At 72.8% G+C, this 18,330-nt stretch carries 14 protein-coding genes and 1 pseudogene; 6 read left to right on the forward strand and 9 right to left on the reverse strand.

The genetic code is table 11. The features are described 5' to 3' along the window. Positions 1–105: 105 nt before the first annotated feature. Entirely contained in the window at positions 106–774 is a 669-nt protein-coding gene (locus BI06_RS24245) for a DUF6215 domain-containing protein (RefSeq protein ID WP_149030462.1), read from the forward strand. 207 nt (positions 775–981) lie between these two features. On the opposite strand, the pseudogene BI06_RS46675 reads toward BI06_RS24245, so the two are convergent. Beyond that, a pseudogene (locus BI06_RS46675) lies at positions 982–1,260 on the reverse strand (hypothetical protein); the annotation flags it as partial. 341 nt (positions 1,261–1,601) lie between these two features. Between BI06_RS46675 and BI06_RS24250 the strand changes: the two are divergent. Next, on the forward strand, positions 1,602–2,693 hold the full coding sequence (locus BI06_RS24250; RefSeq protein ID WP_043471613.1) for a hypothetical protein: 1,092 nt from the start codon (positions 1,602–1,604) through the stop codon (positions 2,691–2,693). Positions 2,694–2,936: 243 nt separating this feature from the next. On the opposite strand, the gene BI06_RS24255 is transcribed toward BI06_RS24250, so the two are convergent. Next, positions 2,937–4,172, reverse strand: a complete 1,236-nt coding sequence (locus tag BI06_RS24255; protein ID WP_030395423.1) for an MFS transporter — start codon at positions 4,170–4,172, stop codon at positions 2,937–2,939. A gap of 88 nt (positions 4,173–4,260) precedes the next feature. On the opposite strand from BI06_RS24255, the gene BI06_RS24260 reads away from it, so the two are divergent. Next, on the forward strand, positions 4,261–5,232 hold the full coding sequence (locus BI06_RS24260) for a DUF5937 family protein (protein WP_043471615.1): 972 nt from the start codon (positions 4,261–4,263) through the stop codon (positions 5,230–5,232). Positions 5,233–5,834: 602 nt separating this feature from the next. Here BI06_RS24260 and BI06_RS24265 read toward each other — a convergent pair. Further along, positions 5,835–6,203, reverse strand: a complete 369-nt coding sequence (locus tag BI06_RS24265) for a PRC-barrel domain-containing protein (RefSeq protein ID WP_037780822.1) — start codon at positions 6,201–6,203, stop codon at positions 5,835–5,837. A gap of 171 nt (positions 6,204–6,374) precedes the next feature. Between BI06_RS24265 and BI06_RS24270 the strand changes: the two genes are divergently transcribed. After that, on the forward strand, positions 6,375–7,460 hold the full coding sequence (locus BI06_RS24270) for a mechanosensitive ion channel family protein (protein ID WP_082558651.1): 1,086 nt from the start codon (positions 6,375–6,377) through the stop codon (positions 7,458–7,460). Positions 7,461–7,475: 15 nt separating this feature from the next. Here BI06_RS24270 and BI06_RS24275 read toward each other — a convergent pair whose 3' ends face one another. Both BI06_RS24275 and BI06_RS24280 read right to left on the reverse strand, forming a co-directional pair. Then, entirely contained in the window at positions 7,476–9,746 is a 2,271-nt protein-coding gene (locus tag BI06_RS24275) for an MMPL family transporter (protein ID WP_043471699.1), read from the reverse strand. 148 nt (positions 9,747–9,894) lie between these two features. Further along, positions 9,895–11,532: an ABC-F family ATP-binding cassette domain-containing protein gene (locus BI06_RS24280; protein ID WP_043471617.1), complete on the reverse strand. Its 1,638-nt coding sequence runs from the start codon at positions 11,530–11,532 to the stop codon at positions 9,895–9,897. A gap of 416 nt (positions 11,533–11,948) precedes the next feature. On the opposite strand from BI06_RS24280, the gene BI06_RS24285 reads away from it, so the two are divergent. Then, positions 11,949–13,229: a cytochrome P450 gene (locus BI06_RS24285; protein WP_043471619.1), complete on the forward strand. Its 1,281-nt coding sequence runs from the start codon at positions 11,949–11,951 to the stop codon at positions 13,227–13,229. Between the two features lie 96 nt (positions 13,230–13,325). On the opposite strand, the gene BI06_RS24290 is transcribed toward BI06_RS24285, so the two are convergent. The 3 genes from BI06_RS24290 to BI06_RS24300 form a co-directional block, all read right to left on the reverse strand. Continuing rightward, positions 13,326–14,090: a glucose 1-dehydrogenase gene (locus BI06_RS24290; RefSeq protein ID WP_043471621.1), complete on the reverse strand. Its 765-nt coding sequence runs from the start codon at positions 14,088–14,090 to the stop codon at positions 13,326–13,328. Next, on the reverse strand, positions 14,087–14,722 hold the full coding sequence (locus BI06_RS24295; protein ID WP_030395414.1) for a TetR/AcrR family transcriptional regulator: 636 nt from the start codon (positions 14,720–14,722) through the stop codon (positions 14,087–14,089). Before BI06_RS24295 ends, BI06_RS24290 begins: the two co-directional genes overlap by 4 nt. A 177-nt stretch (positions 14,723–14,899) precedes the next feature. Beyond that, the gene (locus BI06_RS24300; RefSeq protein WP_082558653.1) at positions 14,900–16,450 is read right to left on the reverse strand and encodes a PD40 domain-containing protein; all 1,551 of its coding nucleotides are present in this window, start codon (positions 16,448–16,450) and stop codon (positions 14,900–14,902) included. Between the two features lie 325 nt (positions 16,451–16,775). Here BI06_RS24300 and BI06_RS24305 point away from each other — a divergent pair, with 325 nt between their 5' ends. After that, the gene (locus tag BI06_RS24305) at positions 16,776–17,009 is read left to right on the forward strand and encodes a WhiB family transcriptional regulator (protein WP_030395412.1); all 234 of its coding nucleotides are present in this window, start codon (positions 16,776–16,778) and stop codon (positions 17,007–17,009) included. A gap of 120 nt (positions 17,010–17,129) precedes the next feature. Here the strand turns inward: BI06_RS24305 and BI06_RS24310 are convergent, their stop codons facing one another. Continuing rightward, the gene (locus BI06_RS24310) at positions 17,130–18,296 is read right to left on the reverse strand and encodes a YncE family protein (protein WP_043471625.1); all 1,167 of its coding nucleotides are present in this window, start codon (positions 18,294–18,296) and stop codon (positions 17,130–17,132) included. Between the last annotated feature and the right edge of the window lie 34 nt (positions 18,297–18,330).

An 18,330-nucleotide genomic window follows, 5' to 3' on the forward strand; every position in this document is an offset into this window, starting at 1 on the left:
CTCCGCGCAAAAGCAGAGGTGTCCGTAGGGGCGGCATCCTATGATCATCCCGGCTCAACAGATCCCCGAACCGCGGTGGTCGAGCCGTACCGGACGGAGTCGTCCTTGACAGTCGGCAAGACCCGCAGGAACACCAAGGCCAAGGTGACGACGGCCAAGGTGACGACGGCCGCACTGGCTGCTGCCGGACTCGGCGGAGTCACGTGGGTGATGACCGTCGCTCGTACGGAACAGGCCGAACCGCCGGCCGCATGCGTGGCTGCCCGGCCAACAGACCCGCCCGGCTACGCGGCCCTGTGCGCAGCGCTCAACCGACCCGACCTGCCTGCTCTGCTCGGCACGCCGAAGGACCGCGTTTCCATCGCTCAGCCCGCGCCGTTCGCCCTCGGCACCGCCATGGCGGAGGTACGCCTCGGCACCTATGTCGTCGCCCTGACCGAGAGCTCCACCACGATCGAGGAGATAGCCGGCACGCCTCGCTACCTGCCCCACTCGGTCACCCTTCTGGACCACCCTGCCCAGACCTACAGCACAGATGCCATGACCTTCGGGTCCGACGCCCGGGGGAAGGCCGGCTCCGGCATCGGCTCCCGCGTCGAGCACCTCATCGCCGCACAGGACCCCGGGATCCCTGGCGGCCGGACCTTCGAGATCGCTGTCTTCCGGAACGACGGCCGGCCCGTCGACGACGCCACCGTTCGCCACGTTGCCGAAGCCGTGCTCCCCACCCTCCCGGGTTGGTCCGTCACACCCCCGACCTCACCCGGCAACTGACTTCCTGCGGTCCGGGTGTCCTGGCCTGCCATGAGCTCGACCCTGTCGAGGAGCTTGGAGCTGCCGATCGGGTTCCCGGGGTTCCCGGGGTTCGCCAGGACTCCGGCCGGGTCGTCCCGTGCCGGTCGAGGTAGTGGTGGAAGGCGGTGGGTCGGCGGGACAGGGGTCCGAGGCCTCGACCCGTAGGCCCACCACCGCCTGCGGCGTTCAGTCGACGTCGGGGCGACCGGTGGTCCGGAACGTCCCGGCCGCGGCGAACGCGTCGGTGATCGGTGTGACGAGTTCGGCGAGGCGGCGGGCGCCGGTGGTGCCGATCGGTGCCCACAGGGCGGCGCACAGCTCGTCGGTCTCCACCTCGATCCGCTCGCGCGCCGCACGTCCTGCGTCGGTGAGTTCGGCGTCGGAGTCGAGCCAGCCGCGCGCGACCAGGCGTGCCGTGGCAGCGCCCCACTCCTGGTCGTCCCACTGGCGTGTCGTCCGCGCGAGTTTCGCAAGGTCTACCCGTACTGATGCTGACTTTTCAGACTGATCGTCAGAGACGGATTGGCCTGGTCGGCCACCGCTTGACCGAGCCGGCTTCGCGGTGTTCGGACTGCACCACGGTCATGTTGCTGATTCGAAAACCTGCATCGTTGTGACAGAGGCGATGCACGGCGCCTTGATGAGCGCGCGAGATCACCGTGGATCTGGCGGGTGGGTACGGCGGCCGGCTCGTTGTCCGGGGTGCGAAGGCGAGGGCCTGCCGCAGTTCCTTGGCCCGGTCCGGGGTGGCCCCGTGTCATGTTTGGTCTGCGCCATCAGGATGTTTCGATGGGTCCCGGTCGTCGATGTGCACCGGCGGCTCGGGCCGTCGCAACACCGCCAAACGCCGCGGCACCCTTCACGCCGACGACACCACCATCGCCGACGCCGTGCACCGCCCGGTCACCGACCACTCCCGCGACGGCGCCGAACCACAGCACTTCCTCTACGCCCGCCTCGCCGCCCACGAACTCCTCGCCGCCCCTGCCCTCCTGGCCGACCCCACCCCGCTGATCGGCCGCACCCACCGCGAACTCTTCACCCACGCCCTCAACCGCCTGCACCGCACCGACGCCCGCTACACCCCGCTGCTGTGCGCCCTCGGCCTCGCCCAGGGCCGCTGCCTGCCCGATCAGGACGCCGTCTGGGCCTGTGCCGCCGACGGGCTCACCTCCGCCGGGGTGAGCGACATCCACGCAGGGATCGCCGGGTTGGTCCGCGACGTCGCGCCCTACCTCGCCCTCGACCACGAACACGGCCAGAGCGTCTACCGCCTCGCGCACCGCACCTTCACCGAACACTTCACCACCTCCCCCGACGCCCCCACCGCCCACGCCGCCATCACGAGGGCCCTCACCGAACACGCCCGGCACACCCTCGAAACCCGGGCATCGGAGGGTGGGGCCAACCTGCGGCCGGAGGACCTCAGCCCCTACACCCGTCACTACCTCACCGCCCATGCCCGCCTCGGTCATACCGCCGGAGCCCTCGGTACGCTCGCCGACCACACCGACGTCCTCGACAACCTCGACCTCACCAGCATCACCACCAACACACTCCACCCGGACCTCGCTCCGGGCGACCAGCCGCCCGCGATCGCTGGGACCGTCCTCTTCCACAGCCACGTCCACGAGACCGGCACCGACCTGCCGGGCTTCGACAGCCTCGGCCAACGCCGGTGGTGGCGTCGGCTCGGCACCACCTACATCCAAGGCACACCGCCCCCTGCCGAAGCACTCACCCGCAGCTCACAGACCTGGTCCCCCACCCTCACCGCAGGCATCGTCCGCCGCCGGGAGCCCCACCTCCAACTCGCCGGCCACACCAGTGCCGTCAAGGCGGTGGCAGCCTTCGTCGCACTCGACGGCACCCCCCCGCCTCGCCACCGCCTACAGTGACAGGGCCGTGCGGATCTGGAACCCGCGCACGAGAACCGCACACAAACTGCCCCTGCCGGAACATGTCGACGCACTCGTGGAGTACCAAGGTCTGCTCGTCGCAGGAACCGATTCGGGCTACCTAGTTGTCGACATCTCGTCCGTACCCACCGACGCAGCATGACCGCCAGGACGGGCCCCATCTAAGTCGGGTAGCCGGGTCACGTTGCCGTGACCCGGGTACCCGACCAAGTAGACAGTCCGTCAGCGCATCCGCTCCAGCTTGAGCAGGCCGGGCACCGCCAGCAGCGAGAGCAGCAGCAGGAAGAGCCAGGGCAGGGCGGGGCCGCGGCTGAGCAGCAGGGTGAGCAGGCCGGGGGCGACCGCCTGGCCGAGGTTCCAGGAGAGCTGGTAGACGGCGAGGTAGCGGCCGCGCAGTGCCGGGTCGGCGAAGGCGACGCTGAGCTCCTCGCGGAACGGGGTGGCCATGGTCTCGGCGAGGTTGTAGACGAACATCGCGGCGTATAGCCCGGTGACGACAGCCCAGCCGGGGGTGGCGGCGACGGCGGCGAAGAGCGCGAAGGCCAGGGCGTTGACGAGCGAGGCGGCGGCGATCACCCGGGTTGCGCGGAACCGCTCCAGCCGCCCGGCCACCACGCTGCCGGTGAGTACCACCTGCAGCCCGTTGAGCACCAGCAGCGTGCCCGCCAGCCAGGCTTCGCGGTGCAGGCCCTCGGTGACGTAGACGGCGAGCAGCATGCTGAGGATCATCGAGCCGAAGACGAAGGTGAGGTTGACCGCCACCAGCAGCAGGTACCGGCGGTCGCGCAGCACCGTCAGGTAGCCGCCGGGTGCCGCGGCAGGCTCGGCAGCAGCAGGAGCGTCGGCAGCGGGGGCAGCCCCCGGCCGCCAGGTGGCGAGCAGTGCCGTCGCGACCACGTAGCTGGCCGCGTTGAGCACCACCAGCAGCCGCAGTCCGCCGGTGCCGCCGTCGCCCACGAGGAGGGCGCCCAGCGCGCCGCCCAGGCCCATCCCGGTGTTGCGCAGCGTCTGCACCAGTGCGAACCAGCGGGTCCGCTCTCCCGAGGCGGCGGCGAGCACCACCAGGCCGGTGCTGGAGGTCCAGTACGCGACGTGGCCGATCTGGGCGAGCAGGCAGACCAGCACGATCTGCCAGAGCTGCCCGGCGAGCAGGTAGCCGCCGAACGCGACCGCGGACAGGGCGTTGCCGCCGGCCGCCACCACCCGGGCGCCGTACCGGTCGATCAGCGGGCCGACGCCGATCGCGGTGGGCAGGGCGAGCAGCCGCGCGGTGGTGACGGCAGCGCCGATCGCGGCGATTCCAAGGCCCGTACTGCGGGCGAAGTAGACCAGGGTGAAGGCGAGGACCAGTCCGGTGCCGAGGCTGTCGATGAGGTGGGCGCCGACCAGGCGGTTGCGGCCGGTGGTGGTCGGCAGGCCGAGGCGGTCGCGGAGCGGGGAGAGTGTTGCGGTGGTCATGGCACGAGCATTACTGGCATGATCATCGGCGGAAACGGATTCGATCCTGGTCGAATCCTCAGCTACCTGAACCCACCGGGAGCCCGCCGTGCTCGTCTGGGAGTTCTCCGCCCAGGACCTCGCCAGGACCAGGTTCGCCTGCTCGCCGCTCTCCGAGGTCGCCACCAGCGTCGAGGTGCTGAAGGAGCCGGGCCGACACGCTGTCCACCTGCCCTGGGTGCGGCAGGCCGGGCAGCGGCTGGCCGGCGTCGACTGGTCGCTGCTCTCCCAACTGGTCCGGCTGCCCACGGTGTACGTGCCGGACTTCCTCACCCCGGTCCCGGTCGACACCTCGCCCACCATCGAACAGGCGGTGGCCGCGCTGGCCGCCACCGATCCGGCCGCGGTGCGCCGCGACCTCTCCCGGCTCACCGGTGAACTGCCGCCCCTGGTCGCCGAGCTGTACGGCGATCCGGAGGCCGGACTGGCCCGCCTGGCGGGCGAGGTCCTGGCGTACTGGGCGGCCGCGATCGCCCCGCACTGGCCGCGCATCCAGCGCCTCACCGAGGGCGAGATCCTGCGCCGGGCCCGCCAGATGTCGACCGGCGGCCCGGCCGCGCTCTTCGCCGACCTGCATCCGCAGGTGAGCTGGGAGCGCGACACGCTGAGGATCGGCCACCGGGTGGACGTGCAGCGGCGGTTGGACGGTGAACGCGGCCTGGTGCTGGCCCCCACCGTCTTCGCCTGGCCGGGTGTCTACTCGCAGCAGAACCCGCCCTGGCAACCCGGCCTGCTCTATCCGCCGCGCGGGGTGGCCACGCTCTGGGAGAACTCCGGCGCCGCCGTCCCGGACGGCCTGGCCCGGGTGATCGGCCGCACCCGTGCCCGGTTGCTGGCCGAGCTGGACAGCCCCGCCTCCACCGCCGAACTCGCCGCCCGGCTGGACCTGTCTGCGGCCAACGTGTCGCACCACCTCACCGCGCTGCGCGAGGCCGGCCTCACCGCCCGCCACCGCACCGGCCGCACAGTCCTGTACGCCCGCACAGAAGCTGCCGAACTCCTCCTGAAGGTCCGTCACTGACCGAGAAGTCGTCCTGTCGTGGGGGCTGACGGTTGTGGATCGTTACGGTATCCCGCGTGTGACTGATCATTTCGAAATGAGTTCTGCTCAGGGGCCGGCAGTTGACAGGTCTGCGCGGCAGAGCGCTGCACCTGTCGGATGATCTTGTGCCTGACGACTTGTGGGAGCGGATGGATCCGCTGTCACCACGTCCGCCATGGTGCCGCGCTGTCCCGGGCGGCTTCCCGCGGAAGACCGTGCTGCTCTGCGTGGCATCGGCGAGCCGGGTCTTCGCCGACTCCTGGGTGGTGAAGCCCGACTCCTCCGACTGCTGCCCCGAGGCGTTGCGGTACCTGATCCGGTATTCGTGCGGGCACCTGCTCCAGCGGGACTCGGGGTGCTCGCACTCCTTGAAGAAGCTGCCCGTGCCGCGGACGAGACCTGTGGTTGCCATGACGGCTGACCTCCGGGAACCTGCTGACCTTCTACGGACCCCGGATGGTCGGTCAAGCCCTTGAGCTGCGCCGAAACATCGGAGCCGTGATAGCGGCCCCTGACCTTCGTGCAGGTCAGGGGCCGCTGCACGGTCCCTACGGCCCTCGGGCGTTCGCCCTCCGGGCCGGTCAGAAGCGGCGGCCGCCGTAGAACGGGCTGTAGTAGAGCGCGTAGCGGTCCTGGAAGTCCGGGCCGCGGTCGGTGTCCTCGACGCCCAGGGTGGGGCTGTGCTTGATGTCGTCCTTGGTGCGGTCGATGTAGACCTTCTGCTCGCCGATCTCGATCCGCATGACCGTGCCGGCGGGGAGCAGTACGAGGCGGCCGAAGATCCAGGGGCCGGTGTCGACGACCAGGTACTGCGAACCCATCGCCTCGGAGAGGCGGTCCACCTTGCCGACCGAGCCGTCCACGGCCTCCACGTGGAATCCGATGAGGTCGGTGCCGGCGGTGTGGCCGGAGGTGTCGCGGAACTGCCAGAGGTTGACGCCCTCGCTCATGTGTCCTTCTCCCTTCGGTCGTTGGTGCCGGTGCTGTGTACCGCTCGGGTGCCCCGGTCCGGCGGATCCATGCCACCTGTCCGTGGGGAGGTGTGGCCCGGCCCGGGTGGGAAAGGCGAGGCGGCGGACCGGGCGGGGTGCCCGGCGGCGCGAGCGGACGGAGAGCGGGACATGGGGTGGAGTCCGGTAAGACTGGCGGTGGCGGCCCTGGCGGCGGTGCTGCTCGCGTACGGCCTGGACCGGGCCGAGCGGGCCGTGGTGCGGCGGGTCACCGCCGACGGCGGGGTGACGGGCGTGCCGCGGGTGCTGGCGCGGTGCCGGCGGCCGTTGCTGGCGCTGACGGCGTGTCTGCTGCTGCTCGGCGCGCTGCCGTGGATCGACGCGCCGCCCGCCGCCCGGGACGCGCTGCGGCACCTGGTGGTGATCCTGGCGATCGCGGCCGGCGGCTGGCTGGGGGCCCGGGTGGTGGTGCTGCTGGTGAACGGCACGGTGCGGATCGCCGTGCACCGCCGGGACCCGGCGTGGGCCGGTCGGGCGCGGACCCAGGCCGATCTGCTGGGCCGGATCTGCCAGGCCGTGGTGGCGCTGGCGACGCTGGGCGCGATCCTGATGACCTTCCCGGCGGTGCGCGGGGTCGGGACGAGTCTGCTCGCCTCCGCCGGACTGGTCGGTCTGGTGGCGGGGGTGGCGGCCCAGAGCACGCTGGGCAATGTCTTCGCCGGTGTCCAGATGGCGTTCGGGGACCTGGCCCGGATCGGCGACGTGGTCGTGGTGGCGGGCGAGTGGGGGACGGTGGAGGAGATCACGCTGACGGCGGTGGTGATCGCGACCTGGGACCAGCGGCGGATCGTCATGCCGATGTCGTACTTCGTGGGCCGTCCGTTCGAGAACTGGTCCCGCCGGACCAGCCGGATCACCGGCACGGCGCTGCTCCACCTCGACCACCACGCGCCGGTCGGGAAGCTGCGGGAGGAGTTCGACGCCTTCCTGTCCGGGCACCGGCTGTGGGACGGCGAGGGCAGCGCCCTTCAGGTGGTCGACACCACGCCCACCACCATCGTGGTCCGGGCGCTCGCCACCGCCGCGAACGCCGAGGACGCCTTCGAGCTGCGCTGCCAGCTGCGCGAGCACCTGATCGGGTACCTGGTCGAGAACCACCCGCACGCCCTGCCCCGCGTCGCCGTGACCGACGTGGCACCCGGCCCGGTCCCCCGCCGGTGGGGGACCGGGCCGGGGGACGGCACTCGGGGGACGTGATCCGAAAGGGAGGACCTAGACCTGCTCGCTCTCGCCCTCGGCGTCGATGTGGGGCAGGATCCGGTCGAGGAAGCGGGGGGTCCACCAGGCGGAGGCGCCGAGCAGGGTCATCACCGCCGGGACGAGCAGCAGGCGGACGATGGTGGCGTCCACCAGGACGCTGACCGCCAGGCCGAGGCCCATCATCTTGATCACGATGTTGTCGCTGACGATGAAGGCGGCGAAGACGCTCACCATGATCAGCGCGGCGCAGGAGATCACCCGGGCGGTGATCTCCAGGGCGTGCGCGACGGCGTCCTGGCTGCGGCCGGTGCGCAGCCAGGCCTCGTGCACCCGGGAGAGCAGGAAGATCTCGTAGTCCATGCTGAGGCCGAAGACGATCGCGAACATCATCATCGGTACGTAGCTCTCGATCGGGACCGTGCCGTTCACCCCGAGCGCCGGGCCGCCCCAGCCCCACTGGAAGACCGCCACCAGGACCCCGTAGGAGGCGGCGATCGACAGCAGGTTGAGCACGGCGGCCTTGACGGCGACCAGCAGGCCGCGGAAGACGGCGAGGATGATCAGGAAGGCGAGTCCGACCACCACCGCGATGATCAGGATCAGCCGGCTCGACACGATGTCCAGGAAGTCCACCTGGGCGGCGGTGTTGCCGGTGACGTAGGTCTCCGCGCCGGTGCCGGCGACCGAGTCCGGCAGCACGGTGTCCGACAGGCGGTTGACCAGGTCGGTGGTGGCCTGGTCCTGCGGCGAGGTGGTGGGGACGACGGTGTTGAACAGGACCAGGCCGTCCGGGCTGAGCTGCAGCGGGCCGACGCTCGCCGCGCCTGGCAGGCCGGTGAGGGACTGCTGCACGGCGCTCTGGACGCCCGGCCGGTTCTCGGCGGGCACGGCGCTCTGGTCGACCACGAGGGTCAGCGGGCCGTTCGAGCCGGGGCCGAAGGCCTCGGACATCAGGTCGTAGGCGCGCCGGTCGGTGAAGTCGCTGGAGTCGGCGCCGTCCCCGATGTGGCCGAGCTGGATGGAGAACAGCGGGATCGCCAGGATCCCCAGCGCGACCACGCCGGCGATCAGGTACCACCAGGGGCGCCCCTCGACCCGGCGGGCGTAGCGGTGCCAGACGCCGGTCTCGGCCCCGTCCTCTCCGTTGCTCTCGGCGATCGGGCGGCCGACGGTGATCCGGTCCATCCGGCGGCCGATCAGCCCCATCAGCGCCGGCAGCAGGGTGAGCGCGCCGAGGACCGCCGACACCACGGTGACCGCGGCGGCGATTCCGAGCTTGGCCATGAAGGAGATGCCCGACACCGACAGCCCGGACAGCGCGATGATCACGGTGCAGCCCGAGACCAGCACCGCCCGGCCGCTGGTGGCCACCGCCTGTCCGGCCGAGGACACCGGATCGACCCCGTCCATCAGGTTCTGTCGATGGCGGGTGAGCAGGAAGAGCGCGTAGTCGATGCCGACCCCGATGCCGATCATGGTGGCCAGGGTGGGCGCGACGGTCGCGAAGGTGGACAGCGCCGCGATCAGCCCCAGCACACCCAGGCCCACCACGGCCGCGAACAGCGCCGTCACCAGTGGCAGCCCGGCCGCGACGGCGCTGCGGAAGCCGATCAGCAGCACGACGATCGCCACCGCGAAGCCGATCACCTCGCTGAGGCGGTCGTCGGGTTCGGGCTGCGCCAGCTCGCCCAGCGGGCCGCCGTACTCGACCTGGACGCCGGCCTCCCGCAGCGGGGCCACCGCCGCGTCCACACCGTCCAGGTAGCTCGGGTCGAGCAGGGTCGGGTTGGTGTCGAAGCGGACCGTGATGTAGCCGGTCAGACCGTCCGCGGCCAGCGGCCCGCCGGGCGGGGCGGGCTGCCCGGCCGGCGGCAGCGGGCTCTGCGCGCCCAGCACGTGCGGCAGCTGCGACAGCGAGTCGACCACTTGGGACACCTGCGGGGCGAAGCCGGTCAGGGCCTGGGCGTCGTGCAGCACCACCTGGGAGCTGGTGCCGGCGGCGGCCGGGACGTGCGCCTGGAGGACCTGCTGACCCTGCTGCGCCTGGGAGCCGGGCAGCGAGAAGTCGTCCGAGTAGTCGCCGCCGACCGTCTTGTTCGCCGTCTGGACGGCGGCCAGCGCCACGATCCACAGCACGATGACCAGCACCGAGTGGCGGGCGCACCACTCGCCGAGCCGCCGCAGCCCCGAGCGCTTGGCCGGTGGCGCGGCGGCCGCCGAGGGGCCGCGGCGGCCGGACGACGGCGTGGACCGCGGGTCGGGCTGCGGATCGGACGGCGGCATGAGCGGCTCCCGGTCTTCGGCGCGGTTGCGCATTGATCCGGAGCAGCGTCCCCGGGCCGCCGCGCGGAGCACGCCGTACTCGCCGGTAGTCGCCCCGTCGGCGGTGGTCGTCCCGGTACCGCCGACGGAACGACCACCGACGGGCGGGTCAGGACGCGGTGGGCACCGCCGCCTCCCGCAGTCCGCCGTCGGACAGGTGCAGCCGGCGGGTCACCCCGATCCGCTCCAGGAACCGCTCGTCGTGGCTGACCACCACGAACGCGCCCCGGTAGGCGGTCAGGGCACTCTCCAGCCGGCCGACGCTCACCAGGTCGAGGTTGTTCGTCGGCTCGTCCAGGAGCAGCAGGTGCGGTGCCGGGTCCGCGCACAGGACGCACGCGAGGGTGGCGCGCAGCCGCTCGCCGCCGGACAGCAGCCCGACCGGCAGCTGGGCGCCGGGGCCCCGGAAGAGGAAGCGGGCCAGCAGGTTCATCCGCTCGGCCTCCGGGCGCTCCGGGGCGAACGCGGCGAAGTTCTCGGCGACGGTGCGGTCCGGATCGAGCAGGTCCAGCCGCTGGGACAGCCGGGCGATCCGGCCCTCGGCCCGCCGGACCGTGCCGCCGTCCGGGGTCAGGCTCCCGTCGAGCAGCCGCAGCAGGGTGCTCTTGCCCGAGCCGTTGGACCCGGTCAGCGCGATCCGCTCCGGGCCCCGGACGGTCAGGTCGACACCGGGCTCGGCGAACAGCTCCCGCCCGCCGAGCCGGACCCGCAGCCGCTCGCCGAGGAACAGGGTGCGTCCGGCGGGCACCTGGGTGTCCGGCAGCTCCACCACGATCCGCTGCTCCTCGCGCAGCGCCCGCCCGGCCTCGTCGAGGCGTGCCTTGGCCTCGCCGACCCGGCCGGCGTGCACCTGGCCGGACCGTCCGGCGGATTCCTGGGCGCCGCGCTTCATGGTGCCGGCGAAGATCTTGGGCAGCCCGGCGTTCTTCAGGTTGCGGGCGGCGTTGCTCTGCCGGCGCTCGGCCCGCTCACGGGCCTGCTGCAGCTCCCGCTTCTCCCGCTTCAGGTCCTGCTCGGCGCTGCGGACGGTGCGCTCCGCGGCCTCCTGCTCGGCCCGGACGGCCTCCTCGTACGCGGTGAAGTTGCCGCCGAAGAAGTGCAGCCCGCCCCGGTCGAGTTCGGCGATCCGGTCCGTCCGGTCGAGCAGTTCGCGGTCGTGGCTGACCAGCAGCAGGCAGCCGTGGAAGTCGTCCAGCGCGTCGTAGAGCCGGTGCCGGGCGTCGCGGTCGAGGTTGTTGGTGGGCTCGTCGAGCAGGAGCACGTCGGGGCGCCGCAGCAGCTGGCCGGCCAGGCCCAGCGAGACGATCTGGCCGCCGCTGAGGGTGCCGAGGTCGCGGTCGAGGGCGAGGTGGCCCAGGCCGAGGCGGTCGAGCCGGTCGCGGGTGCGCTCCTCGATGTCCCAGTCGTCGCCGATGGTGGTGAAGTGCCGCTCGTCGACGTCCCCGGACTCCACCGCGTCGATGGCCCGGATCACCTCGGCGACGCCCAGGACCTCGGCGACGGTGAGGCCGGCCGTGAGCGGGAGGGTCTGCGGGAGGTGGCCGAGGACGCCGTCGACGGTCACCGACCCGGCGGAGGGCCGCAGTTCACCGGCGAGGAGCCGGAGCAGGGTGCTCTTGCCGCTGCCGTTGGGGGCGACCAGGCCGGTCCGGCCGGGGCCGACGGCGAAGGAGAGGTCCTGGACGACGGGGGTGTCGTCGGGCCAGGAGAAGGACAGGTTGGTGCAGACGACGGAAGCGCCGGACATGGTGGTGACCTCGTGGAGTGACAGGGCGGGGGAGGATACACCCGCCCGGGGGCCGGACAAAGGGGAGGAGGGGACGACAGCCGGGCCGCGGCAGCGGTGCTTCGATGCACCGGCGAGCGGCCTGTCGGCTCCGGGTAATCACCCGGAGATGTCGTCGTCCACCACCATGTCCGGTCTCCTTGAGGACGTGATCAGGGGAAAGATCACAGAAAAGATCAACAGTCCCAGCAGGCTAACAGCCGGGGTTGTCGGCCGCCACCCGATTTTCGCCGCCGGGGATCCTGTGGATCTGATGCACCGTCACCGTCCGTGCCGCACAGGCCCTCTCGACGTGACCGGCGCGCGGCGGCATGCTCGTCCCCGTGCGTGGCGGCCCGATCGCCGCGTGCCTCCGTCACCCGACCGAAGGAGCCCCCGTGGAACGACTCGTGCTGGACCCGACCGGTCGCAATCGCGATGCCGAGACCGCCGAGCTGTTCGAGCGCGGGCCGGCGACGCCCGTCGACCTGCTGGGGGTGCGGGCCTGGGCGGTGGCCGACCCGGCGCTGCTGGAGGAACTGCTCAAGGACCCCCGGGTGTCCAAGGACGGCCTCCAGCACTGGCCGGACTTCGCCGAGGTCGTCCCCACCTGGCCGCTGGCGATCTGGGTGGCCGCCCGCAACATGTTCACCGCCCACGGCGCGGAGCACCGGCGGCTGCGCCGGCTGGTCGGTACCGCGTTCTCGGTCCGCCGGATCACCGCCATGACCGGGCAGGTCGAGCAGCTGACCGGCGCCCTGCTGGACGACCTGGCCGCGACGCCGCCCGGCACCCCCGTCGACCTGCGCGAACACCTCGCCTACCGGCTGCCGATCCAGGTCGTCGCCCGGCTGCTGGGACTCCCGGACGCTCTCACGGACAGCTTCCGCACCACCGTCGACCGGGTCTTCGACACCACCCGCACCACCGAGGAGGCCGTCGCCAACCTGACGGCCTTCTACGGCATGCTGGACGAGCTGATCGCCACCAAGCGCCGCGAGCCCGCCGACGACATGACCTCGCTGCTGATCGCCGCCCGCGACACCGGCGACGGGGAGGATGCGGCCGAGGGGGACAGCGGGGCGGAGCGGGACAGCGGGACAGCGGTGACCGCCGGCGCCTCGGCGCTGACCGAGGAGGAGCTGCGCGACACCCTGCTGCTCGTCGTCTCGGCCGGCTACGAGACCACCGTCAACCTGATCGACAACGCCATCGCCGCACTGCTCACCCACCCGGAGCAGCTCGCCCTGGTCCGGGCCGGCAAGGTCGGCTGGGGCGACGTGGTCGAGGAGGCGCTGCGCCGCGACGCGCCCGTGGCGCATCTGCCGCTGCGCTTCGCCGTCGAGGACATCGAGCTGCCCGGCGGGGTGGTGCTGCGGAAGGGCGACCCGATCCTGGCCTCCTACGCCGCCGCCGGCCGCCACCCCTCCCGCTACGGCGAGGACGGCGCCGTCTTCGATGTCACCCGCCCGGTCAAGGAGCACCTGGCCTTCGGCCACGGCCCGCACTTCTGCCTCGGCGCCCCGCTGGCCCGGCTGGAGGGGGCGACCGCGCTGCGGATGCTCTTCGAGCGGTTCCCGGACCTCGCCCTCGCCCCGGACGCCGACCTCCGGCCCGTCGAGTCGCTGATCTCCAACGGGCACCGCGAGCTCCCGGTCCTGCTCGACGGGGTGCGGTAGGCCGGCGGGCGGCGGACTCCCGCGCGCCCCGCCCGAACAGGGCCGGGACGCGGCGCGCGGGAGGGTCGGGTCAGGCGGCCCGACGGAGCGCCAGGCTCACTGCCCCATCACGTACTTGACGGTCGGCCCGGTGGTCCAGCCGCCGTCCACCGCGAGTTCGGCGCCGGTCACGTAGGAGGCGTCGTCGGACAGCAGGTACACCACGGCGGTGGCGATCTCGGGGGCCTCGCCGACGCGGGCCATCGGGGTGTTGGGGTAGTTGCCCTCACCCGGCTGGATGCCGACCGCCGCAGTCATCGGGGTGTAGGTCATGCCCGGGTGCACCGAGTTGACCCGGATCCGCTCGGTGCCCAGCTCGACCGCGCCGATCTTGCTGAGGCCGCGCACGCCCCACTTGGAGGCGCCGTAACCGGCGGTCAGGGCGAGGCCCATCAGGCCGGCCGCCGAGGAGATGTTGACGATCGAGCCGCCGCCGGCCGCGCGCATCGCCGGGACGACGGTCTTCATCCCGATGAACACCCCGGTCAGATTGACGTCCAGCACCTTGCGGAAGTACGCCACGCTCTCGTCCACGAGCAGGGTGCCGGTGGAGATCCCCGCGTTGTTGACCAGGCCGTGCACCGCGCCGAACTCCGCCACCGCGTGGTCCACCACGCGCTGCCAGTCCTCCTCCGAGGTCACGTCGTGCCGTACGAACCGGGCCCGCTCGCCGAGTTCGGCGGCGGTGGCCAGGCCGTCCTCCTCCAGCACGTCGGTGATCACCACATTGGCGCCGGCGGCGACGGCGAGCCGCGCCGCCTCGGCGCCGAGGCCGCGGGCGCCGCCGGTGATGATGACGGTCTTGCCGGTCAGGTCGTTCATGGCGTGCTCCTGGAGGGGGTGGGGGCGGAGAGCATGGCGGCGGACATCGTCACCAGGTCGGCGAGGAAGGTCTCCTCGTCCGTCAGGGGGGTGGACCCGGTGAGGTACTGCTGCGCCCGGTCGGCCAGTGCCGCGCCGACCAGGGTGAGGGCGAGGTCGAGCCGCTCCAGCCGGATCGGCTCCGGCAGGCCGGAGATCCGCTGCTCGGCCAGCTCGATCAGCCGCCAGTAGCCGCCGCCCGCGAGGGTGGGGTGCGGGGTCCGGGTGCGGACACCGCTGCTGTGGCTGATCTGGGCCGAGATCCGCAGGCAGTGCCGGCCCTGCTCGGTGCGCAGCTCGGTGGCCTCGGCGGTGACCAGGGCGTCGAGCAGTCCGGGGAGGTCCTGTTCCGCCAGGGTGGGGAGCCTGGGCGCGAGTGCCCGCTCGGTGCGCTCCTGGCGGGCGGCCATGATCGCGTCCAGCAGCCCTTCGCGGGAGCCGAAGTGGTACTGCACGGCGGACGGGTTGCTCTGTCCGGCCAGTCGGACGATGTCCTTGGTGAGCGAGGCTTCCACGCCCCGGGTGGCGAAGAGTTCCTCCGCCGCCCGGATCAGCCTCTCGCGGGTCTCGTGGCCCGCCGACGTCCTTGCCATGGGACCAAGATTAATACTGGGCATTATTAATCGCAAAGCAGGCCGCCGCCCCGTCGGCGTGTCGGGGTCGGGAGGCGGGGGCGGGGCGGGGGCGGCCCTCGTTCCTGTCCCGACGGCAACGGGCCCGACCGGCCTGTGCGGCCGGTCGGGCCCGTACTGAACGGCGCTCCCGGCCCGTCAGTCGTTCGCGTTCTCGCCCCGGTCGTCGCCGTCGCCCCGGTGGCGCCCGACGGACGTGGTGAAGACCTGGGAGTCCTCGGCCGCCGGAGCGTCGGTGCCGGCCACCAGGTTGCGGCTGGTCGAACCGAACACCACCGTGCGGCCCGCGGCGTCCACGAAGGGCTCCTGCGTCGAGCCGTTGCCGAGCGAGCCGTCGGGCGCGGTGGAGACCCGCTCGGTGCGGCCGGTGCGCAGGTCCTGGCGGTAGACGTCCCAGCCCGCGTGCTGCGGGCCGGCCACCAGGTTGTCGGCGGCGGACTCGAAGTAGAGCCAGCGGTTGTCGGCGGTGATCGAGCCGTGGTCCGAGGAACCGACCGAGCTGGTGCCCGGCAGGCCGCCGCTGACCTTGGTCACGGTGCCCGTCCGCAGGTCCCGGACGTGGAGCACGGTGTGGTAGCGGTGGCCGTTGGTCGAGCCGCCGGGCTCGGCCAGGGTGTAGATCGCGCGCCGCCCGTCGGGGCTGATCGTCGCCGCGAAGCTGGAGTTGCCCACGACGCCGTCGGTGCCCGTGCTCACCGGGGTCAGCCGCCCGGTGGGCACGTCGTAGACGTAGTAGACGGCGGAGGTCGGGTGGGAGGCGAGCGACTGCGCCGCCCCCGGTGGGGTGATCCGGCGCGCGGCCTCGGCGGCGCCCGGGGTCGCCTCCACGTCGGAGGTGTCGGGTGCCGGGGTCGGCTGGTCCTCCGGCAGCAGCGCCGAGAGCGAGGAGAAGCCGATGGTGCGGCCGTCCGCGCTGATCGTCGGGTGCACCGAGAGGCTCTCGCCCGGCTTGCCGTTGAAGTCCCGGGAGATCAGCCGGGTGGTGTGGGTCCGCCGGTCGGTGAGGTAGACGTTGTACTTCCAGGTGTACGGCCGGGCCAGCGACGGGTCGGCGCCGGTGGCCGGGGGCTCGGTGTCCACCACGGTCGGGTCCAGGTCGGTCCGGGAGGACACGAACGCCACGTACCGGCCGTCCGCGCTGATCGAGGGCGCGTAGGAGGAGTGGTACTGGTCGGTGTCGGTCCCGGCGGCGCTGCCGCTGATCAGCTCGGTGCGCCCGGTCCAGCGGTCGCGCAGGTACACCTCGGTCCGCCCGGTCACCCGGGCGCCTGGGGCCACGCCCTCGGCCTCGCTGTCGAAGGCGACGTAACGGCCGTTGGCGTTGATCGCGACGTAGTCGGTGAAGCCGTTCAGCGGCTCGTCCGCGTCGGAGAGGTTGACCCGCTCGGTGCGCCCGTTGCGCAGATCGGTCACATAGGCGTCGCGTCCGCCCTTCGAGGGCTGCCCGACCAGGTTCGTGCCCCAGGAGGTGAACAGGGCGTAGCGGCCGTCCGCGCTGATGCCCTGGCTGAACGACTGCCCGTCGGGGGCGGTGCCGTTCACCCCGGTGCTGATCTGGACGGTACCGCGCGCCACCGGCCGGGCCAGGGCCTGGGCCGGGGCGGCGGTGGCGGCGATCACGGCGGCCGCGGCCAGCACTCCGCCGCCCGCGAGCCATCGGTTGCGGGACGTCCGGCTGGTACGTGTCATCAAGGCTTCCCCTCGGTTGGCCCGGCCGGGCTCCCTCCCGGTGGCGGGCTTTCCGGGAAAGCCAATCCTCCGGGCGGCCGGTCGTCAACGACCGAGGGGGATCCGAAGCGGAAGATACGTCAACTGACTTATAGGACAGAGTGATTGCTCGATCCGGGGGCCGGTCGACGTTCGGCGCCGGACCGGCCGCCCTTGCCCGGCGAGCTGCCGCACCGCCGCGAGGTCCCCGGCCGCTCCTGCCGCGCACGGCGGTCGATGTCACAAACGCCGCCCCTGCGCAGTCATGGAGGAGGAGACCGCGAGAACGGAGTGCACCGTGCGGGAGATGAACTGGCGTGCGTCGGCCGGATGCCGGGGCACGGACCCCGAACTCTTCTTCCCCATCGGGAGCGGCACCAGCTTCCCGACCGTCGCGCAGAACGAGGAGGCGAAGGCCGTGTGCGGCCGCTGTCCGGTGGCGCGGGAGTGCCTGGACTGGGCGCTGAACGTCGCCGTGGAGGGCGTCTGGGGCGGGACGACGGAAGCCGAACGCCGCGCGATCCGCCGGCGCAGCGCGTGAACCCGCCGCACGGCGGTGGGGAGCCGAGCCGGCCGGGGGGACCGGTGCGCCCGACGGGTTGCCGCGGTCCGGGTTGCCGCGGACGGCGGCTTCGGCGCGGCGGTCCTCCGGGACGCTCCGTCAGGGGCGGTCCGGGAGGACGGCGACGGCGAGCGGGAGGTGGCCGACGGGGAGGCGGGTGGTGCGGCCGGTGGCGGTGTCGACGACGGTGAGCCCGTCCCAGCCGCCCTCGCGGGTGAAGCCGCCGGAGACGTAGGCGGTGCGGGCGTCGGGGGACAGGGTGACGGTCTCGTGCGGGCCGTCCAGCGGGACCAGGCGCTCGCTGCCGTCGGGGGCGCGGACGGTGAGGGACGGTCCGGCGTCGGCGGCGGGGTCGATCGGGCCGGTGCCGACGATGTAGAGGGTGCCGTCGGGGGCGGCGGTGACGCCGTGCTGATGGGTGTTGGCGGTCATCGGCTCGACGGTGACCCGGCCGGTGGACGGGTCGACCACGGCGAGGCGCTCGCCCTCGAAGGGGAGCAGCAGCGCGCCGTCGGAGGGGCGGACGGCGGTGTAGTGCGGCTTCAGCCAGGAGCCGAGCCCGCCCTCGGTGCCGTACGGCGCGACCTCGGTCCGGCGGGTGGCCCAGGTGGCGGTGTCGACCGTGGTGACGTCGAAGGAGTCGTGGTCGGTGACGTAGACCTGGCGTCCGTCGGCGGAGACGTCCACGTCGAAGGGCCGGCGGCCGACCGGGACGACCTGGACGACCGTCCGGGTCGCGGTGTCGACGACCTCCAGGGTGCCGTTGCCGCCGGGCACGTTGACGCCGACGTAGGCGCGGGTGCCGTCCGGGGAGAGCGCGATGCCCATGCCGCCGCCCCGGTACTCGCCGGTGGTGACCGGCCCGGTGCGGGTGGTGTGGGGGACCAGGGCGACGCGGGTGCGGGTCCGGGTGTCGACGGCGGCGACGCCCTCGGCGGTGGCGACCCAGGCGGTGCCGTCGGGTGCGACGGCGAGGCCGTACGGGGCGGTGCCGACGCGGACGGAGCCCAGGTCGGCGGCGCGGCCGGGGCGAGCGGGGTCGACGAAGGTGACGGTGTCGGCGCCGAAGTCGGTGACGAGGAGGGTGGGGGAGGCGGCGGCCGGCGCGGGGTTCGCTGTCGGGGGCGGCGTGGGCACGGGTGCCGGAGCGGAGGCGGACGTCGGCGCGGGCGCGGCTGCGGGGGCCGGGCTGCCGCAGGCGGCGAGCAGGGTTGCGGTCAGCGCGGTCAGGACAGCGGTGCGGGCGAGTGCGGCGCGGGTGGTCACGGCTCCTCCTCGGACTGGGCCGCCACCCACCCTG

The sequence above is a fragment of the Kitasatospora sp. MBT66 genome (genome assembly GCF_000710405.2).
In the GTDB taxonomy this organism is placed as follows: Bacteria; Actinomycetota; Actinomycetes; order Streptomycetales; family Streptomycetaceae; genus Kitasatospora; species Kitasatospora purpeofusca.